The 27,000-nt window shown below is 76.2% G+C and carries 28 protein-coding genes; 14 read left to right on the forward strand and 14 right to left on the reverse strand.

What is annotated here, in order from left to right; translation table 11 throughout:
• Positions 1-55: 55 nt before the first annotated feature.
• A complete protein-coding gene (locus IEY75_RS06370) occupies positions 56-1,150 on the reverse strand; it encodes a L,D-transpeptidase (RefSeq protein ID WP_229789391.1) in 1,095 nt (364 codons plus the stop codon).
• 86 nt (positions 1,151-1,236) lie between these two features.
• On the opposite strand from IEY75_RS06370, the gene IEY75_RS06375 reads away from it, so the two are divergent.
• Positions 1,237-1,803, forward strand: a complete 567-nt coding sequence (locus IEY75_RS06375) for an NADPH-dependent FMN reductase (RefSeq protein ID WP_189113255.1) — start codon at positions 1,237-1,239, stop codon at positions 1,801-1,803.
• Positions 1,804-1,844: 41 nt separating this feature from the next.
• Here the strand turns inward: IEY75_RS06375 and IEY75_RS06380 are convergent, their stop codons facing one another.
• From IEY75_RS06380 to IEY75_RS06390, 3 genes are all read right to left on the reverse strand, one after another.
• A complete protein-coding gene (locus IEY75_RS06380) occupies positions 1,845-2,291 on the reverse strand; it encodes an SRPBCC family protein (RefSeq protein WP_189113256.1) in 447 nt (148 codons plus the stop codon).
• Positions 2,288-2,650 carry an ArsR/SmtB family transcription factor gene (locus IEY75_RS06385; RefSeq protein ID WP_189113257.1) on the reverse strand — a complete coding sequence of 121 codons (363 nt, stop codon included), beginning with the start codon at positions 2,648-2,650 and terminating at the stop codon, positions 2,288-2,290. Before IEY75_RS06385 ends, IEY75_RS06380 begins: the two co-directional genes overlap by 4 nt.
• Positions 2,651-3,013: 363 nt before the next feature.
• On the reverse strand, positions 3,014-3,343 hold the full coding sequence (locus IEY75_RS06390) for a plasmid stabilization protein (protein WP_189113258.1): 330 nt from the start codon (positions 3,341-3,343) through the stop codon (positions 3,014-3,016).
• 79 nt (positions 3,344-3,422) lie between these two features.
• Between IEY75_RS06390 and IEY75_RS06395 the strand changes: the two genes are divergently transcribed.
• Positions 3,423-4,070, forward strand: a complete 648-nt coding sequence (locus IEY75_RS06395; RefSeq protein ID WP_189113259.1) for a DUF6766 family protein — start codon at positions 3,423-3,425, stop codon at positions 4,068-4,070.
• Between the two features lie 66 nt (positions 4,071-4,136).
• Here IEY75_RS06395 and IEY75_RS06400 read toward each other — a convergent pair whose 3' ends face one another.
• A complete protein-coding gene (locus IEY75_RS06400) occupies positions 4,137-5,378 on the reverse strand; it encodes a cytochrome P450 (protein ID WP_189113260.1) in 1,242 nt (413 codons plus the stop codon).
• A 107-nt stretch (positions 5,379-5,485) separates the two neighbouring features.
• Between IEY75_RS06400 and IEY75_RS06405 the strand changes: the two genes are divergently transcribed.
• Complete coding sequence (locus tag IEY75_RS06405) at positions 5,486-6,664, forward strand: zinc-dependent alcohol dehydrogenase (protein WP_189113261.1); 1,179 nt, start codon at positions 5,486-5,488, stop codon at positions 6,662-6,664.
• 111 nt (positions 6,665-6,775) lie between these two features.
• On the opposite strand, the gene IEY75_RS06410 is transcribed toward IEY75_RS06405, so the two are convergent.
• Positions 6,776-7,789, reverse strand: coding sequence for an NAD-dependent epimerase/dehydratase family protein (locus IEY75_RS06410; RefSeq protein ID WP_189113262.1), 1,014 nt, complete (start codon positions 7,787-7,789; stop codon positions 6,776-6,778).
• 178 nt (positions 7,790-7,967) lie between these two features.
• Between IEY75_RS06410 and IEY75_RS06415 the strand changes: the two genes are divergently transcribed.
• Both IEY75_RS06415 and IEY75_RS06420 read left to right on the forward strand, forming a co-directional pair.
• Positions 7,968-9,068, forward strand: coding sequence for an AI-2E family transporter (locus IEY75_RS06415; RefSeq protein ID WP_189113263.1), 1,101 nt, complete (start codon positions 7,968-7,970; stop codon positions 9,066-9,068).
• Positions 9,069-9,365: 297 nt separating this feature from the next.
• Entirely contained in the window at positions 9,366-10,952 is a 1,587-nt protein-coding gene (locus tag IEY75_RS06420; protein ID WP_373290218.1) for a DHA2 family efflux MFS transporter permease subunit, read from the forward strand.
• A gap of 64 nt (positions 10,953-11,016) precedes the next feature.
• Here the strand turns inward: IEY75_RS06420 and IEY75_RS06425 are convergent, their stop codons facing one another.
• Positions 11,017-11,424, reverse strand: coding sequence for a hypothetical protein (locus tag IEY75_RS06425; protein WP_189113264.1), 408 nt, complete (start codon positions 11,422-11,424; stop codon positions 11,017-11,019).
• Positions 11,425-11,526: 102 nt separating this feature from the next.
• On the opposite strand from IEY75_RS06425, the gene IEY75_RS06430 reads away from it, so the two are divergent.
• The 4 genes from IEY75_RS06430 (at position 11,527) to IEY75_RS06445 (ending at position 15,003) form a co-directional block, all read left to right on the forward strand.
• Positions 11,527-12,222: a response regulator transcription factor gene (locus IEY75_RS06430; protein ID WP_189113265.1), complete on the forward strand. Its 696-nt coding sequence runs from the start codon at positions 11,527-11,529 to the stop codon at positions 12,220-12,222.
• Positions 12,219-13,469, forward strand: a complete 1,251-nt coding sequence (locus IEY75_RS06435) for a HAMP domain-containing protein (RefSeq protein ID WP_189113266.1) — start codon at positions 12,219-12,221, stop codon at positions 13,467-13,469. Before IEY75_RS06430 ends, IEY75_RS06435 begins: the two co-directional genes overlap by 4 nt.
• Positions 13,470-13,559: 90 nt before the next feature.
• Entirely contained in the window at positions 13,560-14,150 is a 591-nt protein-coding gene (locus IEY75_RS06440; RefSeq protein ID WP_189113267.1) for a PepSY domain-containing protein, read from the forward strand.
• 124 nt (positions 14,151-14,274) lie between these two features.
• On the forward strand, positions 14,275-15,003 hold the full coding sequence (locus IEY75_RS06445) for a DUF4360 domain-containing protein (protein WP_189113268.1): 729 nt from the start codon (positions 14,275-14,277) through the stop codon (positions 15,001-15,003).
• A gap of 42 nt (positions 15,004-15,045) precedes the next feature.
• Here the strand turns inward: IEY75_RS06445 and IEY75_RS06450 are convergent, their stop codons facing one another.
• Positions 15,046-15,237 (reverse strand): hypothetical protein, encoded by a 192-nt coding sequence (locus IEY75_RS06450; protein ID WP_189113269.1) that lies wholly within the window; start codon positions 15,235-15,237, stop codon positions 15,046-15,048.
• Positions 15,238-15,405: 168 nt separating this feature from the next.
• Between IEY75_RS06450 and IEY75_RS06455 the strand changes: the two genes are divergently transcribed.
• Together IEY75_RS06455 and IEY75_RS06460 are read left to right on the forward strand one after the other, a co-directional pair.
• Complete coding sequence (locus IEY75_RS06455; RefSeq protein ID WP_189113270.1) at positions 15,406-15,813, forward strand: VOC family protein; 408 nt, start codon at positions 15,406-15,408, stop codon at positions 15,811-15,813.
• A gap of 96 nt (positions 15,814-15,909) precedes the next feature.
• Positions 15,910-16,449: a hypothetical protein gene (locus IEY75_RS06460; RefSeq protein ID WP_189113271.1), complete on the forward strand. Its 540-nt coding sequence runs from the start codon at positions 15,910-15,912 to the stop codon at positions 16,447-16,449.
• 84 nt (positions 16,450-16,533) lie between these two features.
• Here the strand turns inward: IEY75_RS06460 and IEY75_RS06465 are convergent, their stop codons facing one another.
• From IEY75_RS06465 to IEY75_RS06490, 6 genes are all read right to left on the reverse strand, one after another.
• Complete coding sequence (locus tag IEY75_RS06465) at positions 16,534-18,894, reverse strand: putative bifunctional diguanylate cyclase/phosphodiesterase (protein WP_189113272.1); 2,361 nt, start codon at positions 18,892-18,894, stop codon at positions 16,534-16,536.
• Between the two features lie 114 nt (positions 18,895-19,008).
• Positions 19,009-19,767 carry a GPP34 family phosphoprotein gene (locus tag IEY75_RS06470; protein ID WP_189113273.1) on the reverse strand — a complete coding sequence of 253 codons (759 nt, stop codon included), beginning with the start codon at positions 19,765-19,767 and terminating at the stop codon, positions 19,009-19,011.
• Positions 19,764-20,768 (reverse strand): acetamidase/formamidase family protein, encoded by a 1,005-nt coding sequence (locus tag IEY75_RS06475; RefSeq protein WP_189113274.1) that lies wholly within the window; start codon positions 20,766-20,768, stop codon positions 19,764-19,766. The genes IEY75_RS06470 and IEY75_RS06475 overlap by 4 nt, the downstream gene beginning before the upstream one ends.
• Positions 20,765-22,156, reverse strand: a complete 1,392-nt coding sequence (locus tag IEY75_RS06480) for an APC family permease (RefSeq protein ID WP_229789394.1) — start codon at positions 22,154-22,156, stop codon at positions 20,765-20,767. Before IEY75_RS06480 ends, IEY75_RS06475 begins: the two co-directional genes overlap by 4 nt.
• 129 nt (positions 22,157-22,285) lie before the next feature.
• Positions 22,286-22,834 carry a GNAT family N-acetyltransferase gene (locus tag IEY75_RS06485; RefSeq protein ID WP_189113275.1) on the reverse strand — a complete coding sequence of 183 codons (549 nt, stop codon included), beginning with the start codon at positions 22,832-22,834 and terminating at the stop codon, positions 22,286-22,288.
• Positions 22,835-22,843: 9 nt separating this feature from the next.
• A complete protein-coding gene (locus tag IEY75_RS06490; protein WP_189113276.1) occupies positions 22,844-23,623 on the reverse strand; it encodes a flavin reductase family protein in 780 nt (259 codons plus the stop codon).
• A 271-nt stretch (positions 23,624-23,894) separates the two neighbouring features.
• On the opposite strand from IEY75_RS06490, the gene IEY75_RS06495 reads away from it, so the two are divergent.
• From IEY75_RS06495 to IEY75_RS06505, 3 genes are read left to right on the forward strand one after another with little or no spacing between them, the layout of a single operon-like run.
• On the forward strand, positions 23,895-24,458 hold the full coding sequence (locus IEY75_RS06495) for a toxin (protein WP_189113277.1): 564 nt from the start codon (positions 23,895-23,897) through the stop codon (positions 24,456-24,458).
• A complete protein-coding gene (locus IEY75_RS06500) occupies positions 24,452-25,672 on the forward strand; it encodes an MAB_1171c family putative transporter (RefSeq protein ID WP_189113278.1) in 1,221 nt (406 codons plus the stop codon). Before IEY75_RS06495 ends, IEY75_RS06500 begins: the two co-directional genes overlap by 7 nt.
• Positions 25,673-25,680: 8 nt before the next feature.
• The gene (locus IEY75_RS06505; protein ID WP_189113279.1) at positions 25,681-26,907 is read left to right on the forward strand and encodes an amidohydrolase family protein; all 1,227 of its coding nucleotides are present in this window, start codon (positions 25,681-25,683) and stop codon (positions 26,905-26,907) included.
• Positions 26,908-27,000 lie beyond the last annotated feature (93 nt).

Raw genomic sequence — 27,000 nt, forward strand, 5'->3', positions numbered from 1 at the left:
ATGGACGGCGAGCCATCGAGCCACGCCTGTTCGGCCGTGGACAACCCATCGACGCTTACGGTAGTACGAGGACGCCGCTGCCCTTGGTGACATTGGCCAGCAGGAGCCGCTGCCCGGCCTGCGGCACCTGGACGCAGCCGTCGGAGGTGTTGCCGCCGAACGTGTTCTGGTACCAGCTATGGATGCCGATGTGCGCGCCGCGCAGGCCGGCCGGCACCGAGTCCGGGTCGTCGGGCACCGCGCCGAGGGCCAGCACGTCTAGGCCGGCGTACACCTCGCCGGGCAGCGCGGAGCGGCCGAAGACGAAGGAGCGGCCCAGCGGGGTCGGCGACTGGCCGGAGCCGACGCTGACGGTCCACGTCCGGCGGGCCTTCCCGTCGCGCAGCCAGGTCAGGGTGTGCGCCTTGCGGCGGATGACGAGCTGGTCGCGGACCGTGGTGGTGTCCCAGCCGCCGGGCGGCAGCCAGCCGATCGTCCGGTTCCCCGAGGGCAGCAGGACACCGATCCAGCCGGTCTGCCGGCGGACCAGGGGCACGTGTACCGGGACGCCGTGGATGGCCCTGGGCAGGAACACCCGCGCCCGGCCGCCGGGCCGGTCGTAGACGGCCAGCGTCTTCTGCGGGCGGACCACCGTGGTGAGCAGCGTCGGCGACATCGGTGCGGGGTCGCGGGGCAGGCCGGCGGGCAGGCGTCCGAGGTAGGTGACGGTGGGCAGGTCCGAGGCCGCCCGGGCGGCCGGCGGGACGGGGGCGACGGTCGGCTCGAACGCCACCGGCGGGGCCGCCGGGAGTGGCGGAGTCGCCACCGGCGTCGGCGCGGCGGTACCGTTCAGGACGGCTGCGGCGGCGGCGCCGGCCGCCGCCACGACCGCGAGGCCGAGCGCCCACGGCCGCCAGCCGCTGCGCCAGTGCCGCACGGGCGCGGGCGCCGCGGCCGGCGCCGGGGGCGCGGCGACGGACTCCGCGGGCGCGCCCGCGGGCTCCGGCAGCGCGGGTGTCGCCGCGGGATCCGGGGGCGCCGCCGCGGGCGCCGCTGTGAACTCCGCGGGTACCGCAACGGGCTCCGCGGGTACCGCCGCGGGGGCGCCCGGCCGGGGTTCCCGCGGGTCGGTCTCCCCGGCGTCGGGCGGTAGTTCTGCCTGGTCAGCCACGGTTCGAGTGTAAGGTGCGACCGCCTGGTCGCCCAGCGTCACGGCCCTCCCCGCCCACTGGTGGGACCGATGCGAAACGGAGATCCATGACCTCGCTTCAGATCATCGTCGCCAGTACCCGACCCGGCCGGATCGGCCTGCCGATCGGCCAGTGGTGCGCCGCGCGCGCCGAGAAGCACGGCGCGTTCGACGTCGAACTCGTCGACCTGGCGCAGTGGAACCTGCCGATGATGGACGAGCCGCACCACCCGCGGCTGCGGCGGTACACCCACCAGCACACCCGGGACTGGAGCGCCAAGGTCGACGCGGCCGAGGCGTTCGTGTTCGTGATGCCGGAGTACAACTACGGCTACACCGCGCCGCTGAAGAACGCGCTGGACTACCTCTGGCAGGAGTGGCAGAACAAGCCGGTCGGCCTGCTCAGCTACGGCGGGATCGCCGCCGGTACCCGCGCCCTGCAACTGCTGCGGCCGGTCCTGAGCGGGATGCACCTGGTGCCGCTGCCGGAGATGGTGTCGATCCCGTTCGCCGGCAAGGCGGTGTCCGACGGCGTGTTCACCGCGCCGGAGCCGGCCGAGGACTCCCTGGCGGCGATGCTGGACTCGCTGGCCCGCTGGGCGGACACCCTGCGCGCCCACCGCGCGGGCGCATAGGGCGCCGCCCGGCGGCGGGGTGGCGGTGGGCGCGGCGGCGCTCAGGCGGCGGCCAGTGCCCGGTCCAGCTTGGTGAAGGAGCTCTCCCAGCCCTGCCGGGTCATCTCCGCCAGTTCCGGCGTGAACGGCCCCTGCCGGATGACGAGCCGGGTCTTGCCGCCCTCGTCGTGGAACTCGACGCGCATCGTCAGCGTGACCTCCCCCTCCGTACCGGGCAGGCCGGTGACCTTCTCGACGCCGACGAGCAGCCGGTTCTCCTCGACCTCGGTGAAGGTGGCCGAGATCGGCGAGGACTCGGCCGGGTCCGCGTCGCTGACCATGGTGAAGCGGTACGCGCCGCCGGGGCGGGCGTCGACCTCGACGCTGTCGCGCGGCACCGAGTAGCCGACCGGGCCGAACCACTGCGCAAGCTGGTCGGCGTCGACGAAGGCCCGGTAGACCAGTGCGACCGGGGCGTCGAAGAGGCGGGTGACGACAAGTTCGTTCATGACGGTTTCCCTTCGTGGTTCTCGTGGGCGCGGGCTGCCTGCTGGACCCGGCGCAGGTGGGCGTCGAGGCGGTCGAGGTTGGCGTCCCAGAAGCGGCGGTACCGCTCCATCCAGGCGGTGGCCTCCGCGAGGGGGGCCGCCTCCAGCGAGCTGGTGCGCCACTGGGCGCTGCGGCTGCGGGTGATCAGGCCGGCGTGCTCCAGCACCTTCAGGTGCCGGGAGATCGCCGGGAGGCTGATGGCGAAGGGCTCGGCCAGCTCCCCCACCGTGGCGTCGCCGTCCGCGAGCCGGGCGAGGATCGCCCGGCGCGTCGGGTCCGCCAGGGCCGAGAAGACCGGGCTCAACCTGTCCTCCGCCACCGTCGCCCTCACCCTGCCGCCGCACTTAACCAACTAGCTAATTAACCGCTACGTTAACTGCGCGCCCCGGCCGACGTCAAGGTCGCGGCCGGTTGTCCGGCGCAGGAGATTGACCAACATGAGTAAGGAAACGGCGCGGCGGGTGTGCCGGCGGCCCGGCCGTGCTGGGATGGAGCCCCGGCGCACGTACCACCGTGGGGGCACTCCATCGGGGTCGGCCGCCGACGCAACCCCCTTCGCGTCGCCGTCGGGCCGGCCAGCGGAGCGGTCCGCTGGCCGGCCGCCACCGGCCTGGGACGGCCGCCCACCGCGCACGCGCCCGACGGCGCCCGCGGTCGGCACGCCGGGCGCGCGGGCGGCGGCTCACCGGCCGACCGCACGCTCCAGCTCCGCCTTGGTCATCGTCGACCGGCCGCGGATGTTCTTCTTCCTCGCCTCGTTGTAGAGCTGGGCCTTCGTCCGGCCGCCCGCGCCCCGGTGCGACCGCAGCCCGCCGCGGCGGCCCGAGGAGATGTCCGACGTCGACAGCGGGGAACTGCGCTGCGCCTCACCCGCGCGCGCCCGCTCCTTGTTGACGGTGCGCGCGGCGATCTCCTCGGCGGTGTCCACCGACCCGCCGCGCCTGCGCACACTGCTCTTGATGTGCGCGTACTGCCGCTCGCGCTTGGCGCTCCACGCCTGCTGGGGTGCCACGGTGTCACCACCTCCCTGGCGGGGAAGGTACCCGGGCGAAGCGGCGTGAAACCGCGGCCGGGCGGGGAGGATGGCACGTATGCGACGCTGGGTCTGGCTCCACTCCCTATCGCTGGTGACCTTCGGCGCCTTCGCGGCGTTCCTGGTCCTGCAGGCGTACTTCGGCTGGCAGACCGAGAACGCCGAACTGCTCGACCACGGGCGCGCCGCGCAGTCGCTGGGGGACTACCTGGCCTCGGGGGCGTTCGCGGAGGCGACGTTCGAGAACTGGGAGTCGGAGTTCCTCCAGATGGGCTCGTACGTGCTGCTCACCGCCTGGCTCGTCCAGCGGGGCTCCGCGGAGTCCGATCCGCCCGACCGGCCGCGCGAGGACGCCCACGAGGTCCGCGCGGACTCGCCGTGGCCGGTCCGGCGCGGCGGGCTGTGGCGCCGGCTGTACGCGCACAGCCTGTCGGCGGCGCTGTTCGGGATGTTCGGGCTCTCCTTCGTCGGGCACCTGCTCGGCGGTACGGCGGCGTACAACGGGGAGCAGGCGCTGCGGGGCGAGCCGCCGATCGGGGTGGGCGCGTTCGCCGGGCACCCCGAGTTCTGGTTCCAGTCGATGCAGAACTGGCAGTCGGAGTTCCTCGCGGTCGGGGTCCTCATCGTGGCCAGCATCTACCTGCGCGAACGCAACTCCCCCGAGTCCAAGGCCGTCGCCGCGCCGCACGGCGAGACCGGCGCCTGAGGCTGTCGCGTCCCGCCGCCTCAGGCGGTCGCGTCCCGGCGCCTCAGGCGGTCGCGTCCCGCCGCCTCAGGCCGTCGCGTCGGACCCGGTGACGCCGGCCGCGGCGACCCGCGCCGGTACCGGGCGGATCGTCATCCCGTCGGCCACCCGGGCCGGGATCCGGCGCAGGGAGATGTCCAGGTCGTTGCCCGGCACGGCGTACTCCAGGGTCGCCAGGCGGCGGGCGAACATCGCCAGCAGCCGCACGACCGCCGGCTCGCCCGGGCAGCGGTGCCCCGTCTCCGGGTCGCCGGCCCCCTGCGCGACCAGGTCGAAGTCACCCGGCCCGCGGGCCGCGAACCGCTCGGGCCGGAACTCGTACGGCGCCGGCCACAGCACCGGGTCGTGGTTCTGGCCGAAGATGTCCAGCAGGACCAGCGTCCCGGGCCGGATCCGCTGGCCGTGCCAGTGCAGCTCGCGCGCCGCCCGCCCGCCGACGTACGGGGCGAACGGGTAGAAGCGCCGGACCTCGTGCGCGAACGCCGTCGCGTACCCCGGGTCCTCGGCCAGCCGGTCGCGCAGGCGCGGCCAGCGGTGCAGGGCGTGCCCGGCGAACATGACCAGCCACGCGGTGGCGACCGTCGGCCGCAGGACGTTGAGCAGCTCGACCGCCGCGGTGTGCTGGTCCAGCAGGCTGCCGTCGGGCTCGCGGTGGTGGGCGACGGCGGCGAGCGCGGTACCGGCCGCGGCCTGGTGGACGCCGACGCGCACCTCGGCCACCAGCCCGGCCAGCCGCGCCTCCTGGCGGCGGCGGGCCCGCCGGGCGCGCCAGTGCCGCGGGCCGAGCGTGGCGAAGCCGTCGATCATGGCGACGAGGTCGTCGGCGGTGTGGTCGCCCACCGGGACCCCCGCCCAGTCGCAGACCGCGTCGGTCAGGGCGGCGGCGGCCTCCTCGTGGAGGCTGACGGTCCGGTCGGCGGTCCACGCGGCGACCCGCCGGTCCCAGGCGGTGCCGGCGGCGGCGACCAGGGCGTCCACCCGCTCCGGCGGCAGCACGGCCAGGAACAGCCGCTTGCGGTGCCGGTGCGCGGGCCCGTCGAGGCCGTGTACCGAGTCGAAGCCGAACAGGGTCGCCCGGACCGGCGCGGGCACCACGCCCTCCCGGACGATGTCCCGGTCGTCGACGAAGAACTCCGCCGCGCCGGGCCCGGAGAGCGCCACGGCGCGCCGGCCGAGTACCCGCGTCTCCACGATGTCGCTGCCCTGTCGGCGGCGCAGCGCCGGCAGCCAGGCGTATCCGTCCACGAGTGCGTCCAGGGTGTGGTCCATGGTCCCTGGGCTACCCGAGGTACCGCCGGGGAAACAACGCCTGTTGTACCCGCCGGATCGCGGGTATGAGGGCAGGGAGGAGGACCCCACGACGCGAGGAGCGCAGCATGCGAGCGGTTACGTGGCACGGCAAGCGGGACGTCCGGGTCGACACGGTGCCGGACCCCCTCATCAAGGAGCCGACGGACGCCGTCATCAGGATCACCTCCACCGGCATCTGCGGCTCCGACCTGCACCTGTACGAGGTCCTGGGGACCTTCATGACCGAGGGCGACATCCTCGGCCACGAGCCGATGGGCGAGGTCGTCGAGGTCGGCGCGGCCGTCCACCAGCTCAAGATCGGGGACCGCGTGGTGATCCCCTTCCAGATCGCGTGCGGCCACTGCCTCATGTGCCGGGGCGGCCTCCAGACCCAGTGCGAGACCACGCAGGTGCGCGAGCAGGGCATGGGCGCGGCGCTGTACGGCTACACCAGGCTGTACGGGCAGGTCGCCGGGGGGCAGGCCGAGTACCTGCGGGTCCTGCACGCCGACTACAACCCGATCACGATCCCGGCCGAGGGGCCCGACGACCGGTACGTGTACCTGTCCGACGTGCTGCCCACCGCGTGGCAGGCCGTGGAGTACGCCGGGGTCCGCCCGGGCGGCAGCCTCGCCGTCATCGGGCTGGGCCCGATCGGCGACATGGCCGCCCGGATCGCCGCCTACCAGGGCATCGACGTGATCGGCGTGGACCTGGTCCCCGAGCGCCTCGCCCGCGTCCGCGCCCTGGGCATCGACGTCATCAACCTCACCGCCAACGACGACGTGGCGGCCGTCCTGCGCGACCGGACCCAGGGCCGCGGACCCGACGGCGTCATCGACGCGGTCGGCATGGAGGCGCACGGCTCGCCCGCGAGCGCCCTGGCCCAGACGGTGACCGGCCTGCTGCCCGACGCCATGGCCGAGCCGCTGATGCGCAGGGTCGGCGTGGACCGGATGAGCGCCCTGCTGCTGGCGATCGACGCCGTGCGGCGCGGCGGCACCGTGTCGATCGTCGGGGTGTACGGCGGCCAGACGGACCCGCTGCCGATGCTGACCCTGTTCGACAAGCAGGTCACGCTGCGGATGGGCCAGGCCAACGTCCGCCGGTGGGTCCCCTCGATCCTGCCGCTGCTGACCGACGACGACCCGCTGGGCGTGGACACGTTCGCCACGCACCGAATCCCGCTGGGCGACGCCCCGCAGGCGTACGCCGACTTCCAGGCCAAGTCCGACGGCGTGGTGAAGGTCCTGCTGCGGCCGTGACCGGTGCCGCGGGCGCGGGCGGTCGGCCCGCGCCCGCGCCGTCTGCGCGGCCGGGCAGGGTCGGGCGGACGGGCGCGGCGGCGGGTGGGCTCGGGCGCGCAGGGCGGCCGGTCAGGCGTGCAGGGCCGGGGTGGGCGCGGCGGAGCGGGCGGCCATGCCGGCCAGGAGTTCGGCCAGCGCCTCCGTCGCCGTGCGGCGCGGCTTCCAGCCGAGTTCCAGGTGCGCGCGGGCGGGGTCCATGAGCGGGCTGGCGACCGCCATGTCCACCCAGCCGGGGTCGGTCGGCTGGAGGCGGGTGAGCCAGGTGGCCGCGGCGGCCAGCCGCAGCAGCAGCGCCGGTACCGGGACGGTCCGGGCGTGCAGCAGCTCCGCGACGACCTGCGGGTCCAGGACCGGCTCGGCGGCGATGTTGAACGCGCCCCGCACGTCGCTGCGCAGCGCCAGCGCGTACGCCTCGGCCAGGTCGTCGGCGTGCACCGCCTGCGCCCGCAGCCGCGGGTCGGTCGGCACGACCGGCAGCCGGCCGGGGCGCAGCAGGCCGGTGGGGACGAGCCCGCCCAGGAAGTACCGCACGATCTCCGCGCCGGCCCGGTGCTGGAACACCAGCGCCTGCCGGAACCGGACGATCCGCAGGTCGCCGTCGGCGCGCTCGGCGTCGTCCAGCAGCGCCTCCACCGTGGCCTTGTCCTCGCTGTACGCCGAGCCCGCGACGCCGGTGACGGGCCAGCTCTCGTCGACCAGCCGGGTCTTCGGCCCGGGGGCGTAGGCGCCGACGGACGACGCGTACAGCAGCGCCGGCACCCCGGCGGTGGCCATGGCGTCGAGCAGGTGCCGGGTGCCGTCGACGTTGGTCCGGCGCATGGCGGTGCGGTCGTGGCTGGGCTGGATCCGCCAGGCGAGGTGGACGACCGCGTCGGCGCCGTCCAGCCAGCCGGCCACCTGCGGCACCGACGCCGGGTTGCTGAGGTCGGCCGCCCGCCAGCGCACCCCGTCGTACGGCGCGCCGGCACCGGCCAGCGGCGGCCGGCGCACGATGCCGGTCACGTCGTACCCGGGCTCCTCCGCCAGGCGCCGCAGTACCGCGCTGCCGACATTGCCGCTCGCCCCGGTCACCACGATCCGCATGGCACGCGCCTACCCGCCACGGGCGCCCCTCAACCGCCCGGGGCCGCTCCGACTCCCCCGCGGGCGCCACGCGCCTCAGCCGGCGCCCGCGGGGTCGCCCGGGTGACGTCCGCGCCCGTCCGAAGTACCGACCGGGATCACCAGGTTTGTCGGTCTTTGCCTAGGGCAGGAGGTGTCCATGCAGGATTCCGCCGCGCGGCGGTCGCCCGCGCGCGTCACGCTCACGGTCATCGGCCTGGTCCTGGCCACGCTCGTCGGCCTGGCCGTCATCCACGCCACCCAGCGGGTCCTGGTCTGGATGGTGGTCGCCGCCTTCCTCGCCGTCGCCTTCCGGCCCCCGGTCGACTGGCTGGAGCGCCGCGTCGGCTGGTGTCCCCGCTGGCTCGCCACGCTGGTCGTCTTCCTGGTCGGCACGCTGGCCGTCGCCGGGCTGCTCGCCGCCTTCGTCGTCCCCCTCGTCCGGGAGGCCGGCGACCTCGCCGCCCGGCTGCCCGACCTGGTGCGCGACACCCAGGCAGGGCGGGGGCCGCTGGCCGGGCCGATCGCGCGGTTCCACGTGCGGGAGTACCTGGCCAGCCACGGCGAGCAGGTCCGGCAGTACCTCGCCGGGCTCGGTGCCCCGACGCTGGCGCTGCTCCGGGGCGCGGCGACCGCCGTCGTCGGGACGGTGACGATCGTCGTCCTGACGTACGCGATGGTGCTGGAGGCGCCGCGGCTCACCCGCGCCTTCCTCCGGCTGTTCCCGGCCGGGCCGGCCGCCCGGCTCGCCGACGTGGGGCGGCGGTGCGCCCGCACGGTCACCGGCTACCTGACCGGCAACCTGCTGATCAGCCTCGTCTGCGGCGCCCTGACCTACGCCGTGCTGCTGATCCTGGGCGTGCCGTACGCGGCGCTGCTGGCGGTGTTCGTGGCGGTCATGGACCTGATCCCGCTGATCGGGGCGACGCTGGGGGCGCTCGCGGCGGTGCTGGTGGGGTTCACCGAGTCGACCACGGCGGGCGTCGTGCTGATCGTCTTCTTCGTGGCCTACCAGCAGGTCGAGGACCACCTGCTCCAGCCGCTGATCTTCGCGCGGACGGTCCGGCTGAGCCCGCTGACGGTGCTGGTGGCGATCCTGCTCGCCGTCGAGCTGGCCGGCATCCTCGGCGCCCTGCTCGCCATCCCGGTCGCCGGAATGATCAAGGTGGTCGGCGGCGAGGCGCTCCGGCACCGGCGCGCCGCCGACGTCCCCGTCCCCGACCGGCATCCCCGGCGACCGAGACCGGCGGGGACGGTGTGACTCCGGCCACCGCGCCGACCGCGGCGCCGCGGCGGTTCGGCACCGGACGCGGCGTTCCCGCCGCCGCGCGCGCTGTGGCCGATCTCACGACGCGCCGACGAGTCGGAAACACCCGGAGAAACGGCGCGTTTATGCAGGTCACCGAGGGTGCGTCAACCCCCTGCCCAGGTTGGTACAGTCGCCGGGTCGGTGGCGGTCTCGCCCCCGTCCTGACCTGACTCCCGGCGCCACCCGCGACGGCCGCTGCCACGGCCGCATGTCGGCGCCGCGCGTCCGGCTCCGATCAGGAGATCTCCCGTGAACAACCCACCAGTCGCGACGGCCAACAAGATCGACGGCGCCGTCCTCAAGATCGCCGGGGTGATCGTCCTCGGCGCGATCATGTCGATTCTCGACATCACCGTCGTCACCGTCGCCCTGCCGACGTTCCAGAGCGTCTTCGAGGCCACGTACGCCGAGGTCGCCTGGACGATGACCGCGTACACCCTGGCCCTGGCCACCGTCATCCCGCTCACCGGGTGGGCGGCGGACCGGTTCGGCACCAAGCGCCTGTACATGCTGGCGCTGCTGCTGTTCGTCGCCGGCTCGGGAATGTGCGCCACCGCCGACTCGATCCAGCAACTGATCATCTACCGGGTGTTCCAGGGCCTCGGCGGCGGAATGCTCATGCCCCTCGGCATGACGATCATGACGCGGGCCGCCGGCCCGGACCGGATCGGCCGCCTGATGGCGATCCTGGGCATCCCGATGCTGCTCGGCCCCATCGGTGGGCCGATCCTCGGCGGCTGGCTCATCGACTCCTACACCTGGCACTGGATCTTCCTGATCAACGTGCCGATCGGTGCCGTCGCGCTCGTGTACGCGTGGCTCGCGCTGCCGAAGGACACCCCGGAGCCGTCCGAGTCGTTCGATTTCCTCGGCATGTTGATGCTCTCGCCGGGCCTGGCGCTGTTCCTGTACGGCGTGTCGTCGATCCCCGAGGCGGGCACCGTCACGGCCACCAAGGTGTGGACGACGATGCTGGCCGGGGCGGCGCTGGTGGTCGCCTTCGTCCTGTACTCGTTCAAGCCCCGGCACCCGCTGCTCGACCTGCGGCTGTTCCGCAACCGCGGGCTGACCGTCGCCGCGCTGTCGATGTTCGTCTTCATCGTCGCGTTCATGGGGGCGGGCCTGCTGTACCCGAGCTACTTCCTCCAGGTGCGCGGCGAGTCGACGCTGGCGGCGGGCCTGCTCATCGCCCCGCAGGGCATCGGCGCGATGATCACCATGCCGATCGCCGGAATGCTCGCCGACAAGGTGCCGGTCGGCCGGACGGTGCCGTTCGCGCTGGCCCTGATCGCCTCGGGCTTCGTGGTCTTCACCCAGGTCGACGCCGACACGTCCTACCTCGTGCTGTGCGGCGCCCTGTTCGTCATGGGCCTGGGCATGGGCGGCACCATGATGCCGATCATGACCTCGGCGCTGAAGTCGCTGAAGAACCACGACGTCGCGCGGGGCTCGACCCTGCTCAACATCATCCAGCAGATCGGCAGCTCGATCGGCGTCGCGGTGATGTCGGTGATCCTGACCAGCAAACTGAACGACTCCACGCCCATCCCGGGCGCGCTCGACCCGTCGGGCAAGCCCATCACCGAAGCCGGCCTGGCGATCGCCGCGCAGCAGGACCCGTCGCTGCTGCAGAAGTTCCCGGTCGACGCGTCGGTCGTCGCGCGCGGCCTGGACTTCGCCGCTGAGGCGTTCGCCGGCACCTACTGGATCGGCTTCGCGGTGGTGCTGGCCACCTTCGTCCCGATCGCGTTCCTGCCCCGGCGGCGCGAGAAGTCGCACCTGCTCGACGACGAGAACAAGGGCGAGGGCACCCCGGCCCCGGTCACCGTCCACTGATCCACCCGCACGCCGGACGACGCCGCCTCGGGATCCGGGGCGGCGTCGTCCGTGTGCGGGCGGGTCAGCGCAGTTCGGGGCGGATGACGCCGCCGACGCACCGCAGGCGGACCTCCGACCGGCCGCCCGGCCCCTCGAAGCGCACCTTGGCCTCGTCGCGCTCCACCTCGTCGACGGCGTACCCCTGCGCGGGCGTCCAGCTCACCAGCACGGCCCGGCCGCCCGCGCAGGCGCCGGTGACGGTGCCGCCGCGCGCCCGCACGACGGCCGGCCGGCCGACCGCCTCCCGCGGCGGGCCGGGCGGGACGGTCGGCGGGGCGGCGGCCAGTTCGCGCGCCGCCTGGTCGGCGGTGAGGGTCTGGTCGCCGCCGCCCAGCCCCCGCCCGAGCGTCACCAGGACCAGGACGGTCGCGGCGGCCAGCCCGGCGGCCAGCAGCCAGGCCCCGCCGCGCCGGAGTGTGCGCGTGGACATGCCTCCACTATCGCCCCGCCGTCGCCAAGGCCTCCCCAACGCCACGCTAACAGCGCGCTAAGGCCGGACTCGCCGCTCCTGAGCTGGGATAACGTGGTGACGATGGCGAATCTGCTCCTCGTCGAGGACGACCCGACGATCCGGACGGCCCTCCTGCGCGCCCTGCGCGAGCGCGGCCACGCGGTGGCCTCGGCGGCGACGGCGATGGGCGGGCTGGACGCGGCGCTGGCCGCCCCGCCGGACCTGGTGGTCCTCGACCTCGGCCTGCCCGACCGCGACGGCGTGGAGCTGCTGCGGATGCTGCGCGCGGTCAGCCGGGTGCCGGTGATCGTCGCCACCGCCCGCGACGACGAGGCGGACATCGTCCGCGCGCTGGACGCCGGGGCCGACGACTACCTGGTCAAGCCGTTCCAGGCCGCGCAGCTCGACGCGCGGATCCGCGCCGTCCTGCGCCGCGCCGACGACGGCGGCCGGGACGCGCCCGTCACCGTCGGCGGCCTGCGCCTCGACGTCGCCGGCCGGACCGCCAGCCTGGACGGGCGCACGCTGGACCTGACACCGCGCGAGTTCGACCTGCTGCACTACCTGGCGGCCCGGCCGGGCCACGTGGTCAGCAAGCGGGAGCTGCTCACCGAGGTCTGGCGGGTGCCGTACGGCGGGGCGGACAAGACCGTCGACGTGCACCTGTCCTGGCTGCGGCGCAAGCTCGGCGAGTCGGCGCAGGCGCCGGTGTACCTGCACGCGGTCCGGGGCGTCGGCGTGAAGGTGGCGGCGCCGCCCGCCGGACCGGCCCCGTGAGGGCGCGGCTGACCCTGCTGCTGGCCGGTACGGCGGTGGCGGTGCTGGTGGCGCTCGTCGTGCCGCTCGGCCTGCTGATCCGTACCCTGGCCGCCGAGCGCGCGGTGGCCGACGCCGACGCCCAGCTCCGGGCGCTGGTCCCGGTGGTGGCGGCCGGCGCGCCGGCCGCGGCGGAGCTGGCCCTGGCCGGTACCGGGCGGCCGGTCACGCTGTACCTGCCCGACGGCACGACGGCCGGTGCCCCCGCCCCCGTCACCACCGCCGTCCGGCTCGCCCAGCGCGGGCGCAGCCGTACGGTGTCCTCGTCCGCCGGCCGGGAGGTCGTGGTCGCCGCCGGCACCCCGTCGGGTACCGCGGTCCTGCGCACGCTCGTCCCGCCCGCCGAGCTGACCAGCGGTGTCGGCCGGGCCTGGCTGCTGCTCGGCGTACTCGGGGTGCTGCTGGTGGGGCTGGCGGTGCTGGCCGCGAACGGGTTCGCCCGCGCCCTGAGCCGGCCGCTGACGGCGGCCTCGGCGGCCGCCCACCGCCTGGCCGGAGGCGACCTCGCGGCCCGCGCGACGCCCGCCGGCCCGCCGGAGGTCCGCGAGGTGGCGACGTCGCTGAACCGGCTCGCCGACCGGATCCGCGCGCTGCTGGACGCGGAGCGGGAGCGGGTCGCCGACCTGTCGCACCGGCTGCGTACGCCGCTGACGGCGCTGCGGCTGGAGGCCGAGTCCCTGCCGGCGGAGCTGGGCGACGCGGTGGCCGCCCGCGTCGACGCCCTCGACCGGGCCGTCACCGGCCTCATCCAGGACGCCCGGCGACGCGGCGCCGGGCCGGGGAGCTGCGACGCGGCCGCCGTCGTCGCCGCGCGGGTGGACTTCTGGTCGGCGCTGGCCGAGGACACCGGCCGACCGCTGCGCCGGGACCTCGCGGCCGGGCCGCTGCCGGTGGCGCTGTCCGCGGACACGCTGGCCGCGGCGCTGGACGCCCTGCTCGGCAACGTCTTCGCCCACACCCCCAACCGGGCCGCCTGCGCCGTCGCCCTGGCGGCCCGCGCGGGCGGCGGCGCGGCGCTGACCGTCACCGACGACGGTCCCGGGCTGCCGGCGGACGCGGCCGCCCGCGGCGCCAGCGGCGGCGACTCGACCGGCCTGGGACTGGACATCGCCCGCCAGGCGGCCGCCGCGGCCGGCGGCGCGCTGCGCCTGGGCCGCGGCCCGCGCGGCGGGGCCGCGGTGCTCCTGACCCTCGGCCCGCCGGCTTAGCCCGCCGTTATCCCCCGCCAGACGCGCCGCTAGGGCGGCCGGCGGCATCGTGGTCCGCGTCAACCCCCTCCACAGAGAGCAGGTAACGCGATGAACACCAGGATTCTCCTCGGCGGCGCGGCGGCGGGCGTGGTCGCGGCGGCGGCGGCGCTGGCGGGCGTCACCGCCGGGTCGGCGGCGCCGGCAGCCCGCCCGGTCGCCGCCCAGGCACCGGACACCCGCGGCGACGGCAGCGTCGACGACCACCCGACGCCCGACGACAGCCCCGGCGCCGGCAGCCCGCGGCCCGGCCCCGGCGGTACCGACGACGGCGCGGCGGGGAGCGGCTCCGGGGCGGACACCATCGGGCCGGACGCTTCCAAGCCGGGCGCTTCCGGGCCGGCGCGGGCGGCGGCGGCGCGGGCCGCGCTGGCGCGGGTCGGCGGCGGCCGCGTCGTCTCGGTCGAGGCCGAACGGGAGCACGGCGTCGCCGGCTGGCGGGTCCGCGTCATGCGGGCCGGGGTGCGGTACGACATCGACGTGGCCGCGGCCACGGGCGCGGTGACCCGGGTGCGGGCCAAGGACTCCGGCCGCCGGTCGGGTTCCCACGCGTCGGGTTCCCAGCGGTCGGGGGACGACGGCGGCCGGCACGGCGGCGACGACCGCGGGCGCCGGCACGGCGGGCACGGCGCCGACGACTGAGTCGCGGGCGGGTGACGGTGCGGTGCGGTCCAGCGGGTGATTGCGTCGGCGGTCCGGCGAGGTCCGGCCCGGCGGGTGGCGGCACGCGCGACCATGGACAGGTCAGCCTGATCGGAGGTCCGCCATGGCCCGCACCGTCCGTCGCGCGCTCGCCGGTACCGCGCTCCTGCTCGCCGGGTCGCCGCCGGTAGTCACCGGGTCTCCGCCGGCGCTCGCCGGGGCTCCGCCGGCGCTCGCCGGGTCACGGCCGGCCGCGGCGGCCGGCCCGGGCGGCGGCGCCGCGGCCGGGGTGCGGCCCGCCGCCGCGCCCGCCCTCGGCTTCCGGCTGGCCGCGGCCGCCGGTACCGGGTGCCCGCGCCGGAGCGCCGTGCGGCTGACGTCGTACGCGCCGGGCACCCTCCTGCTGCGGCTGCCCGCGGCGGCCGTGCGGGCCGGCGCGCGCAGCGGCGGTACCGCGACGGCCCGGCGCGACTGCCGGGCACAGGTCGCGGTGACCGTGCCGGCCGGGTACCGCTGGCGGCTGGACAGCATCGCGGCCAAGGGCCGGGCCTGGCTGCCGGCGGGGGCGACGGCACGCGCGTTCGTCTTCACCACCGAGGTCGGCGACGTGGAGGGAACCGTGCAGGTGGCCGACCTCAGCGGCCCGTACCGGCGCGCCTGGGTCGGCCTGTTCCCACCGGAGAAGAGCGACAGCAGTCAGTGCGGCGCGGCGGCCGAGAACCTGCTGGTCGGCCTGAGCACCGACGTGACCGTGGCGGATCCGCGCCGCGACGACGCGCTGCTGACCCTGCCGGCGAGCGCCGCCGACGACTTCGCGGTGGCCCTGGGCCTCACCGCCCACCCCTGCGCCTGACCCGCCGCGCCGGACCGATCCGGGACCGGGCCCGAGCCCGGGTCAGGCGTAGCCGTCGAAACCGCCCGACAGGTGGGAGAACACCACGGACCCCTGGGCGGCGCCGCGCAGCGCCTGGAGCAGGTCCGCCTGGGCGTTGACCTGCGCCTGGCGGGCCTGCGGGTCGGGGGCCTGGCCGGCCCTGCCGATGTCGAACGCCGCCGCCCCGTTCGCTCCGGTCGCACTGACCGACATCCCGGTACCGCCTTCGGTGAGGGGCCCGGACACCCGGGCCGCTGGACGCTGGCACAGGGGTGATCGGCCGGCGCGGAGGATTCCTTAGCGCGGATTCCGGGCCGGTCCCCCGCTAGTCTGCGGAGGCGAGACCCGTGCCGACCCAAGGACGACGACCCAGGAGGATCCGTGGCCTCTCGACTGAACCCCTACATCAGCTTCGCCGGCGACGCGCGCCAGGCGATGGAGTTCTACCAGGGCGTGTTCGGCGGCTCCCTGCGACTGAACACCTTCGGCGAGTCCGGGTACCCGGGTCCCGAGGGCGCCGACCAGATCATGCACGCGATGCTGGAGACCCCCGGCGGGTACACCCTGATGGCCTCCGACACCCCGCCGGGCATGACGTACGACCCCGGTACCAACATCGCGGTCAGCCTCAGCGGCGACGACGAGGACGAGCTGCGCGGCTACTGGGAGAAGCTGACCGCGGGCGGCACCGTCTCGGTACCGCTGGAGAAGCAGATGTGGGGCGACGTGTTCGGCGCCTGCGCCGACCGGTTCGGTATCCAGTGGATGGTCAACATCTCCGACGCGTGACGCCGGGTGCGGGTCGGGCCGGCCGCGGTCCCCGCACGGGTAGGACGGGGGCGCGCGCGACTGTTCCCGGCGCCGCCGCCCTGACAGAATTCTCATATGGACGAACGGTGCGTGTTCACGGCGGTGAACTTCATCTGGACGGGCGCCGTCACCGGGATGACGCCCGCCCGGCTGTTCTGGATCCTCGACGGGGCCACCGGCGGGGCGTTCCACGCCGCTGACCTGCGGCTGGCCGACCGGCACGTCTCGTACTGCCGCAGCGGCCCCGGCGGCGGGCTGATCCGCGTCCCGCCCGGCCAGGCCGCGCGGTGGCGGACGGCCGCCGACGTCCTCCTCGACGAGCTGCGCGTCTGCGGCGACGCCTGGGACCGGGTGCGGCGCCGGCAGCGCCAGCCACACTGGCGGCTGCCGTTCCTGCGCACCCGGCTGACGGTCCGGCTGCGGCACGCCGACGGGGCGTACCGGCGGCGGGTCACCGCCGCCACCCGGGCGTACCAGCCGTCGTACACCGCCGTCGCCCGGGCGGTCGCGCAGGAGCGCGGCCGGCAGTCGGCCCTGCACGAGGAGCGCGAGCGGGCCGACCCGGCGGACCGGTGGGAGAACTTCGCCTGGACCCCGCACCCGGACGGCGACTGACCTCCGACGGCCGCCGCCCCCGGACCGCCGCAGACCGCTCCCGGTGCGCGCCCGCCCCACGCGCCCGCTGCCGGCGCGGGCCGGCTACTGGCGTTCGAGCAGCGGGCCGTCCGCCGCCGGGCGGCCGTCGAGCGCGACGAGCAGGTCGCGGACGCGCTCCGGCGCCATCGGCCGGGCGAAGTGGTAGCCCTGCGAGAGCTGGTACCCCATCAGGTGCAGTTGCCGGGCCTGCGCGGCGCTCTCCACGCCCTCGGCGACCACGCCGAGGTCCAGCCCGTTGGCCAGGCTCACCACGGCGGTGGCGATCGTCGCCTCCGCCGGGCTCTCGGTGATGTGGTCGATGAACGACTTGTCGACCTTGAGCACGCTGACCGGGATGTTGCGCAGCAGGCCCAGCGACGAGTGGCCGGTACCGAAGTCGTCCAGCGCGATCGCCACGCCCAGGTCGGCGATCTCCCGCAGGGTCTGGGCCGCGGCGCGGCTGTCGAAGACCGCCGTCTCGGTCAGCTCGATCATCAGCCGCTCCGCCGGCAGCCGGGAGGCCGCCAGCGCCGCCGACACCCGCCGGGAGAAGTGGGCCTCCCGCAGTTGCCGGGCCGAGATGTTCACGCTGACCGTCCACGGTCCGGTGGCACCGTGCCCGTGCAGCCAGTCCGCCGCCGTCCGGCACGCCTCCTGCAGCACCCAGGCGCCCAGCGGCACGATCAGCCCGGTCCGCTCGGCGGCCGGGATGAACTCGTCCGGCGACACCACGCCGCGGCTCGGGTGGTCCCAGCGGACGAGCGCCTCCGCCCCCACCGGGTGCCGGTCCGGCAGCCGCACGACCGGCTGGAACAGCAGCCGGAACTCCCCCCGCTCCATCGCCAGCCGCAGCTCGGCGCCGAGCTGGGCGTCGTAGTGGGCGCGCTCGTCGAGATCGGGGTGGTAGCTCGCGTACTGGCCCTTGCCGGCCTCCTTCGCCGCGTACATCGCCAGGTCCGCGCGCCGCAGCACCTCCGTGCTGTCCAGCCCCGGCTCCACGTCGGCGATGCCGGTGCTGCACCGCACCAGCAGGTCGTACCCGTCGATCCGCACGGGCATCGACAGCGCCTGGCCGATCCGGTCCAGCACGCTCGTGCCGGCGGTGACCGTCTGCGCCGCCAGCAGGATGGCGAACTCGTCCCCGCCCAGCCGCGCCACCGTGTCCTCCGGGCGGACGCAGCCGCGCAGCCGCTCGGCCACCGCGACCAGGAGCTGGTCGCCGATGACGTGGCCGAGCCGGTCGTTGACGGCCTTGAAGTCGTCCAGGTCGATGAGGACCATGCTGCACGGCACCGCGTCGCGCAGCGCCTCGGCCATCCGCGTCTCCAGCAGGCGCCGGTTGGCCAGGCCGGTCAGCGCGTCGTGGGTCGCCTGGTGGCTGAGCTGCGCCTGGGCGTCGCGGAGCTGCCGGACGGTGGCGTCGACGCGGGCCAGCAGGCGGGCGTTGTCGCGCAGGGCGGTGATCTGCCGGTACACCACCAGCGCCGTCAGCGTCACCACGGCGGCGGCGAGGAGCGCGTCGTCGGGGTCGTCGAACCGGCGGGCCGCCCACAGCAGCAGCGCGTCGAGGGCGGCGACCGCGGCGTACGGCAGGTAGCTGAACCGGCGCCCGCGCCGGGCACCCCGCGCGGGCGGGCACCCGGCGCGGGACTGCCGCCGGGCGGCCAGCACGAGCCCGGCCGAGACGACCGGGATCGTCACCGCCGCCGAGGGCAGGCCCAGCGCCGGGGTCAGGACCGGCGAGGCGGCCCCCAGGGCGGCGCTGACCCCCACCGCGGACGCCAGCAGGTACAGCGCGCCGCGGTCGACGCCGCCCACCCCGACGAGCGCGAGCCTCACGAAGGTGAACACCGCCACGAACGCCAGCAGCACCACGGCCAGCACGGTCAGCGTGCCGCGGGTGTCGTTCCACGAGTCGAACCGGCCGAACGACAGCCGCCACGCGAACATCCCGACGGTCAGCACCACGATCAGCGCGTCGATGAGGAACCGGCGGCGCTCGATCCGCGACACGGCGGCCCGGGCGGGCAGCCGCAGCAGCGCCCACAGCAGCGTGGCCACGCCGGCCAGGTGGACGCTGACGGTACCGGCGGTGACCGGCGTCACGTCCGTGGCCGCGTACAGCAGGTCGTCCCGGACGCTGAGCAGGCTCGCCACGCCCTGGAGACCGATCGACGCGGCCACCAGCCGCCAGAACCGCCGGCCGACCGGCGCCTGGCCGCTGCTCCCGGCGACCCGCCAGCAGTACGCGGCCGTCAGCCAGGCCGACGGGGCGGCGACGGTCCAGCCGGCCAGCCGCGGCGGTCCCCAGCCGGCACCGATCACCACGCACCAGGCCACAGTGCACAGTGCCGCGGCCGCCACCAGGGCGCCGGAAAGGGGGCACCGCAGTGGTGCCGGCAGCACGCGGGCGAGTCTCGACACCGTCACCTCCCTCCACGGTGGGCCGGCGTCGGTGCGGCTGAGGCCGAGGGTAGTGGATCGGCGGCGGCGCCGACGGGCGACGATCCACAGTCGCCCGTCCGGCCCGCACGTGCCTCAGCGGTAGACGGCGGTGGCGAGGTCGCCGACCGCCCGGCGGGCCGCGGCCGCCACGTGGGCGAGCGCCGCCACGGCCGGCTCGTCCGCCGCCGCCAGCCGCCGGGTCGCCGCGTCGACCGCGGCCCGGACCTCGGCGGCCGGCAGGTGGAAGTACAGCGTGTCCTGGATGCCGAGCGCGCCGACCAGCGCGCACAGCGCCTGGGCCGCCGGGTCGGCGTCGCCCCCGGTCGCGGCGGTGCGGGCGCGGCTGCGGGCGCGGACGGCGAGCCGCGGGTGGTCGAGCCGGTACGCGGGGCGCCGCCAGCGCCGGTCCGCCCGGGTGAGGTGGCCGGCGGCCACCGCGGCGTCGCGCACCGCCTCGTACAGGCCCGGCGCCAGCACCCGGAGGGCGGCGGGGTGCGGCAGGCTCCACCCGTGGCCGCGGATCGCCGCGAGCGCCCCGGCGGTCTCCGCGTCGCGGACCGGGGGCAGCCCGCGGGGGTCGCTGAGGCTGACCCGGCTCGCGTCGGCGGCGAGCCGGCCCGCGCGCAGGAGGTCCACGATCCACGCGGCGGCCAGCCCGAGGGCCAGGGCCGGCCGGTGGACCCGGGGCCGGAAGCCCCGGTGCTCGTCGTGGGCGAGCAGGAACAGCTCCTCGCGCACCGGCCGCGGCGCGGCCTCCGGGTCCGCCGCGGCCCAGTCCGCCGCCACCCAGCCGACCGTCGCCTCGGCGGCGGTCGCCCCCTCGGCGCGCGCCGCGGCGGCCGGGCCGGTCACCGGTACGCCTCCGCCGCCGCGCGGAGCCGGGCGTGGGCGCCGTCGTACGCCGGCCCGCCCGGGACGAACCGCTTGTCGACCGCGGCGAGCATCGTGTAGTTCGCGTCCACCACGTTGCCGACGGGCGCGGTCCCGGCCTGGGACAGCAGTTGGTAGGCGTCCAGCGTCTCCAGCCCGGTCAGGGCGCCGACCCAGCCGACGAGGTCGCGCTGGCTCATCCGGTACGCGTCCTCCAGCGGGCGGGCGGAGCCCGCGGACATCAGCTCCGCGTCGGACTCGATCCGCGGCGTCGGCGTCGGTACGCCCTTGATCAGGTCGACGAGGAGGACCGTGGACATCGCCGCCTCGACGGCCACCCCGCACGCCTCCCCGTCGCCCTGGCGGGCATGCCCGTCGCCGATGGCGAACAGCGCGCCCTCGACGAACACCGGCAGGTACACGGTGGCGCCGGGCCTGATCCGCGGCGTGTCCAGGTTTCCGCCGTGGGTGTCGGGGACGATCGTCATCCGGGCCTCGCCGGCGGCGGGGGCGACGCCGACGGTACCGAGCATGGGCGCCAGCGGCAGGTCGACGGTGACCGCGGACCGGCGGGCCGCGTACCGCACCGTCCCGGCGGCGGCGTCGATCTCGTACCGCCACACCCGCTCCTCCAGTGCCGGCTGCAGCGTCGCCGTGGCGTGGGTACCGGTCAGCGCCCCGAAGTGCGGGAACGTCGAGGACATCCCGTGGTCGCGGGTCGGCGTGATCGAGACGACGTGCAGGGCGAGGGTGTCGCCCGGCACGGCCCCCGCCACGTGGAACGGACCCGACACGGGGTTGAGGTACGGGAACCGGCAGACCCGCGAGGGCAGGTCGTCGACCGTGCGCACCCGCCCGCCGAAGCAGTCCTCGGTGGCGATCCGCACGGCCTGGCCGGGCCGCAGGTGGGCCACGGGCGCGACGCCGCCGAAGGTGTAGGCCAGCGCCCCGGGCGCCGGGGCGTACTCGTACAGATCGGTCATCGGGACTCCCGGTCGGCGGACAGGCCCGGCAGGCGCGGCCGGCGGCCCGTGGCGTACATGGCGGCGAGCACCGCGACGCCGACGGCGAGCCAGGCCAGCCCGACCCGCTGGGCGAGGACGTTGGCGTGCACGGCGACGGCCACCAGCACCCCGGCGCCGAGCAGCGGCAGCAGCACCTGGGTGAGGAACCGCGGGCGGCGCCCGCCGCGCCGGTGGTGCCAGACCACCGACACGTGCAGCACGACGAAGGCCAGCACGGCGCCGAAGTTGATCAGTGAGGAGAGCAGCGCGACGCCGTCCGGGCGCCGCGCCATGTACACGCCCAGCCCCAGCGACACCGCGGCCACGGCGACGATCGCGTTGGTCGGCACCGCGTGCCGCACCGACACCCGGGCCAGGAACCGGGGCAGTTGCCGGTCCCGCGCCATCGCGTACAGCAGCCGGGACGTGGCCACCTGGGCGACCAGCGCGTTGGCCACGCCCCAGGCGAGCGCGGTCGCCACGGCGGTCAGCGTCGCCAGCCAGGCGCCGCCGGCGACCCGCGCCGCGTCGTAGAAGGCCGTCCCGTCGGGGTCGCCGCCCGCCAGCAGGGCGGCCGGCTCCGGCACCAGCAGCGAGGCCACCCACGTCTGCACGATGAACAGCGCGCCGGCCAGCAGCAGCGCCGCCGTCATCGCGCGGCCGATCTGCCGGGCGCCGCCGCGGTTCTCCTCCGCCAGCATGCTGATGCCGTCGAAGCCGAGGAACGACAGCATCGCCACGGACACCGCCGCGAACACGACCGGCCAGGAGAACGTCGCCGCGTCGTACACCGGCCCCCAGTCGAACCCCCGCCCCCGCCCGACCGACAGCGCCCACAGCCCGACGGCCAGGAACAGCGCGAGGACCACCACCTCGGCCACCAGGAACACCCGGGTCACCGCCGCGGTGAGCCGGATGCCGAAGCTGTTGACAACGGTGTTGAGCAGCACGAAGCCGACCAGCCACAGCACCGTGGGCACGGCCGGCAGCACGGCGTGCATCGCCACCCCGGCCACGAGGTAGAGCAGGCAGGGCACGAGGACGTAGTCGAGCAGCACCGCCCAGCCGGCGAGGAAGCCGACCGGCGCGGCGATGCCGCGGCCGGCGTAGCTGTAGACCGAGCCGGCCATGGGGAACGCGCGGACCATCTGGGCGTACGAGTTCGCGGTGAGGATCATCGCGAGCATCCCGACCCCGTACGCGAGCGCCACCATCCCGCCCGAGGCGCTGAACACCGTGCCGAAGATCCCGAACGGCGCGATCGGCACCATGAAGATCAGCCCGTAGACGAGCAGGTCCCCGAGGCCGAGTGTGCGGCGCAACTCCTGGCGGTAGCCGAACCGCGCGATGGATTCGTCGTCGCCCACCGGGCGCCTCCCCGTCGACAGCGGACACGTCAGGCCACAATGGCCGGTCGCGCCGCCGGAGGGAAGACCCCCGCCCCGCCCCGGAGCCGAATGCGCCACAAATCGTGACCATTCTGGTCGGCGCCGGACTCAGCCCGCGGTCAGCACCCGCTCCCGGACGAAGTCCTCCTCCAGGTTGTCCCCCACCCGGAACCGCTTGTGCCCGACGACGGCGAACCCGCACCTGTCGTAGAACCGGTTCGCGCGCGCGTTCTGCTGGTTGACCCCCAGCCAGACCGCCGCGGCGCCGCGGCGCGCCGCGGCGGCGACGCTCGCCGCGACCAGGTCGGCGGCGACGCCCGTGCCGAAGTGGTCGGGGTGCACGTAGCACTTGCTCAGCTCGGCGGTCGGGCGCACGGTCAGCGCCGCCGCGGCGTCGGCGTCGGCCGGCTCGCCGTGGACCAGCATCGTGTACCCCGCCAGCGCCCCGGCGGCCTCGGCGACGAACAGCTCCCGCTCCGGGTCGGCGAGGTAGCCGGCGAAGCGCGCGGCGCTCAGCTCGGCGGCGACGAACGCCGCCGCCGACGCGGCGCTGACGTGCGCGGGGCAGGCGAGCGGGAACGTCACCGCGGCCAGCGCGTGCAGGGCGGCGGCGTCGGCCGGGACGGCCGGCCGGAGCGCGCTGGTGCGGTCGGTCACCGCCCCAGCCTAGCCAGCGGGGGCGGCCGCCGCGCGCAGGTAGCCGGCGCCGCCGACGCGCGCGACCGGGTCGAGCCGGGCCAGGTCGACCTCCCGGGTGTCGGGGTCCACCAGTTCGTCCCGCACGGTGATGGCCACGACCGTCCCGAGGACGACCCAGCCCCCGCCGGGCGCGCGGGCGTCCGGCCCGCCGGCAGCCGGGCCCGCCCCACCCGCGACGTACCGGTCCGGTGCGCCGGCGGCCCGGAGATCCGGCTGGCCGGTCCGGGGGTCGGGTGCGCCGGCCAGGAGGTCCGGCTGGTCGATCCGGGGGTCGGGAGCGCCGGCCCGGAGGTCCGGCGGGCCGGCACCGGCCTCGACCGCGACGATCTGGCGCAGGCGGCACTCGAAGGCGACGCCCGCCTCGGCGACGCGGGGCGGCCGCACCCGGCGCGAGGGCGCGGGCGTGACCCCGGCGAGGGCGAACTCCGACTCCCCCGGCGGCACTGGCGCGGCGCTGCGGTCCACGGCCCCGACCTGGCCGAAGCCGGCGATGTTGACCACGAACTCCGGGACCGCCTCGATGTTGCGCAGCGTGTCCTTCTTCGGGCGCCCGGGCGGGCCCAGGACGGGGCAGAACAGCAGTGTCATCGGCCGGGCGCAGACCGGCGCGAAGTAGGAGAACGGCGCGAGGTTCGGGCGGCCGGCCGCGTCGACCGTGCTCACCCAGGCGATCGGGCGGGGTACCACGGCGCCGGTCAGCAGCCGGTACGCCCGCGGGCCGTCGAGCTCACCGGGATCCAGGTCCATGTACCACCTCGCGCGACGACGGTCCGCCGAGCATAGCCAGCCCGGACCCTACGCGGGGTGCCCGGACGGTAGCGGTCCGCCCGCGCCGTCACTAGAATCACGACCGTCCGCGCCGCGGCGGAGTCCTGTTCGGACGGACGCCGCCGACGCGGGACCGGCGGTGTCGCCGACCGCGGGCGGCACCGACCGCGTGCGGTGCCGGCCGGGCCCGGCGGGCACCGCACGGGTGCGACACGCGCAGGTACTACCCCACCGAGGAGTAGGCGGCACGATGTGGAGCAGCGCGGCGGCCGGCGACCGCTCACCCGACTCCTTCCGGCGGCTGCGCCGCCGCTGCGCCGCCCGGCTGCGCGCGCTGCCGCTGCACGGACTCGACTCGACCGAGGCGCTGTGCCGGCGGCTCAGCGTGCAGCGTGGACGGCCGATCGTCCTGAGTCCGATGCCCTCCGACGGCGCCGTCTGCGGCCTGTGGCTCGCCCTCGACACGACGGACCTGGTGTTCTACGACCAGGCCAGCACCGGCGCCCACCGGGCGCACATCATCGCCCACGAACTCAGCCACATCATCTGCGGCCACCGCAGCGCCGAGCCGCTCGACGCGGGTACCGCCGCCCACCTGTTCCCGGACCTGGACCCGGCCCTCGTGCGCGGGATGCTGCGCCGGGCGGCGTACTCGACCGTCCAGGAGCGGGAGGCCGAGATCACGGCGTCGCTGCTGCTGCACCTGCTGCACGCCGCCCCCGCCCCTGCCGACGGCAGCGCCGCGGACCCCACCGCCGCCCGGATCGCGGCGACCCTCACCGACCCCCCGCGCCGCCGGTGGTCGCCGTGCTGACCGCGAAGGCGGTCGTCTTCACCGCCGGCCTGTACGTCTGCCTGCTGGTCGCCGGCTACCTCGCCGTCCGCCGGCTGCGCCGCGGGCCCGACCTGGCCCTGACGACCCTGACGGCCGCGTTCCTGCTCAAGGGCCTGGCGTTCGGGCTGTCCACGCCGGGCGGCTCGGCGGCCGTCGACCGGGCGACCGGGGTGCCGAACCTCGGCGCGCTCGGCATCCACCTGGCCGGCGGCGTCCTGTCGACCGCCGCGCTGCTCGTGGCCGTCACCTACTGGACCTGCCCGCCGGACCGGGCGCCGGCCCGCGCCCGCGGGTGGGTGCTCGCGCTGGCCGTCGTCGGCGCGGCGATGGTCGCGCTGTGGCTCGTCGCCAACCTCGGCGCCACCACCCGCGACCGGCACTACCTGCTGGCCAACGCGGGCCGCCCGGTCGTGGCCGCCTATTTGCTGCTGTACGTCGGCGGCATCATCGTCTCGATGTACGCGATGGCCCGCACGACCTGGCGGTCCGCGCGCGCGACCGCCCAGCCGTGGCTGCGCCGCGGCCTGTGGACGGCGGCGGCCGGCGCGGCCACGTACGTCGTCTTCGGCCTGAACCGGCTCTCCGCCCTCCTCGCCGCGATCCTCGGCGTCGACGCGCTGGGCTGGGAGGTCGTGACCGTCACCTGTACGTTCACCGGCATCGTCCTGCTCGGGCTGGGCCTCACGATGCCGCACTGGGGACCGAGCCTGTCGGCCGCCGCGCGGGCCTGGGGCCGGCGTGGGCACCTGCGGCGCCTCTACCCGCTGTGGCGCGACCTGCACCGGCGGTACCCCGCCATCGCCCTCACCCCGCACGGCCCCCTGCGCGACGTGTGCGACCCCCGCGACCTGGAGTTCCGCCGCTACCGCCGGGTGATCGAGATCCGCGACGGCCTGCTGGCCACCGGCGCCGCCCCGACCCCGGCCGACCCGCCGGTGGCGGTGGCCGCCGGGCTCCGCCAGCTCCTCCTCGCGCCCGCCCCGGGCGCCCGGGCACCCGACCCGGCCGGACCGCCCGGCCCCGCCGCGGCGGGCGGCCCGGCCGGGGACACCACCGCCGACTTCGACCGGGAGCTGGCGTGGCTGCTCGCCGTGGCCCACCACTACCGCCGGCCCGCGCCGCCCGCGCCGCGCTCCCGCCCGCCGGTGCCCCGCGACCGGCCGACCGCGCCGGCCGACCCCGTCCCCTCCTGAGGAGCCCGATGCCCGCCGCGCCCCTGTCCGCGCCCCTGCCCGCGACCGGACGCTGGGCGCTGCGCGCCGCCCTCGGCTTCGACGGACGCGCCGCCCTCCCCGGCCCCGTCCTCGTCGTGGTCGACGGTGCCCGCATCGCCGCGGTCGACACCACGGGCGCGCACCCGCCGACCGACCTGCCGGTCGTCGACGTCGGCGACGCCGCGGTCCTGCCCGGCCTGGTCGACGCCCACGTCCACCTCGCCTTCGACCCGCAGGAGAACGCCGCCGCACTCGCCGGGGCCCCGCCCGACCTGCTGCGCGCGCGGGTGCGCCGCAACGCCGCCCGGCACCTGGCGGCCGGCGTCACCACCGTCCGCGACCTCGGCGACCGCGACTACCTGGCCGTGGCGCTGCGCGACGAAGTGCGCACCGCGGACGCTCCGGCGCCGCGGATCCTCGCCTCCGGGCCGCCGCTGACCCGGGTGGGCGGGCACTGCTGGTTCCTCGGCGGCGAGGCCGACGGCGAGACGGCGCTCCGGGCCGCCGTCGCGCGGCGCGCCGCCCATGGCGTCGACATCATCAAGATCATGGCGACCGGCGGCGCCATCACCCCCGGCTTCGGTACCCACGAGTCGCAGTACGACGCCGCCGCGCTGGCTGCCGTCGTCGACGAGGCCGCCCGCCACGGTCTGCCGGTGACCGCCCACGCCCACGGTCCCGCCGGCATCGCCGACGCGCTGGCCGCCGGAGTCGCCGGCCTGGAGCACGTCTCGTTCTTCACCGCCGACGGCGTGGCCGTGGACTGGCCGACCGTCGAGGCGATCGCCGCCGCCGGGGTACCCGTCGGCGCCACCGAGGCGATGCTGCCCGAGGGCGAGATCCGCAACCCGGCGGTGTTCGCGAAGCTGGAGCAGCGCGGCCGCAACTTCGTCCGGATGCACGCCGCCGGGGTTCCGCTCGTCTGCTGCTCGGACTCGGGCGTGGTACCGCGCAAGCCGCACGGCGTCCTGCCTTACGGCGTGGCGCACCTCGGCCGGCTGGGACTGCCGGCGACCGAGGCGCTGGCCGCCGCGACGTCGGTGGCCGCGCGGGCCTGCGGCATCGCCGACGAGGCCGGGCGCCTCGCCCCGGGCCTCGCCGCCGACCTGCTGGTGGTCGGCGGCGATCCGCTCGCGGACCTCGACCGGCTCCGCGACGTCCGCGCGGTATACCGGGCGGGCCGGCACGTCACTCCCACCACCGCGGACAACTGAGTACGTCGCCGGACCCCGCGGAGGCCGTGCACACGCCCTCCCGAAACGCAACAGCCTTCCGTTTCCACGCCACGACGGCCCTGCTAAAACAAC

The sequence above is a fragment of the Pilimelia terevasa genome (assembly GCF_014647915.1).
GTDB classification, from domain to species: Bacteria; Actinomycetota; Actinomycetes; order Mycobacteriales; family Micromonosporaceae; genus Pilimelia; species Pilimelia terevasa.